This is a genomic window from Caulobacter sp. 17J65-9, assembly GCF_010975005.1.
Lineage (GTDB): Bacteria > Pseudomonadota > Alphaproteobacteria > Caulobacterales > Caulobacteraceae > 17J80-11.
The window spans coordinates 1-1,074 of record NZ_JAAIVC010000310.1 but is presented as its reverse complement, the minus strand read 5'-3'; the positions used below and the strand labels follow the sequence as shown (position 1 = coordinate 1,074).

At 76.2% G+C, this 1,074-nt stretch carries 1 pseudogene; it reads left to right on the top strand.

What is annotated here, in order from left to right:
* Positions 1-1,074, top strand: a pseudogene (locus tag G3573_RS21590) (tipN); the annotation flags it as partial.

The window sequence follows — 1,074 nt, the reverse complement described above, 5'->3', positions numbered from 1 at the left end:
GCCGACCTGGCCGCCGCCGCCGGCGAGGCCCAGGACGCCGCCCGCCTGGCCGCCGACGACCTGGCCCGCCAGACCATGCGCCTGGAGACCGCCGGCACCGGCGTGGCCGAGCAGATCCGCTCGGTCGAGGAGAGCCTGTCGCAAAGCCGTGCGGCCCTGGTGGCCGCCGCCTACGCCCTGCGCACCGACCAGGAGGACTTCTCCGCCCAGGTCGAGACCCAGCGCGCCCAGCTGACCGAGGCCCTGTCGCACACCCGGCTCGCCGCCGGCGACCTGGGCGAGACCTCGGCCAAGGGCGCCGAGGCCATGCGCGACCTGGTGCAGGGCGCCGCCGTGCAGTTCCGCGAACTGGCCGAGATGTCCGAGGCCGAGCGCCACCTGTCGGAAACCCGCACCCGCGAAGCGATCGAGCGCCTGGCCGACACGGCCGCCCAGATCCGCGACGAGCTGGTCGAGGACGCCGGTCGCGCCGTGGCCGACCTGTCGGCCGCCGCCGAGGAAGCCCGCCGTTCGGCCGACGCCTCGGTGGAATCCGCCCGCGCCCGCGTCGACCGCCTGGGCGAAGCCGCCTTCGAGGCCGGCAAGCGGGCCGACGACGCCTTCGACTCGCGAATGAACACCGCGCGCCGCCTGATCGACGAGTCCTCCGCCCTGGTCGAGGAAGCCGGCGAACGCGCCGGCGCGCGCCTGGACTCCAACCTGAACGCCCTGCGCGGCGCCCTGATCGACGTGGAGTCGGCGCTCGGCGAGATCGACCAGCGGGTCGCCCGCCTGCCGCGCGAGGCCCAGGCCCACGTCGCCGACATCAAGGAAGCCGTCGAGCAGGGCCTGGAAGCCCTGGCCTCGGCCGCCCGCCGCGCGGCCGAGGAGACCGAGTCCGTCGACGCCGCCTTCCAGGACCGGGTGAAGCGCAACTACGAGATGCTGTCGGAGACCGTGCGCATGATGGGCATGGTGTCGGGCGACAACACGCCCGCGCCGCGCATGCCCGCGCCGTCCGAGGCGCCCGCGCGCCGCGAACGCCGTCCGGAGCCGGAAGCCCCCGCGGCCCCGCCCGCCGGCCTGCGTCCGCGC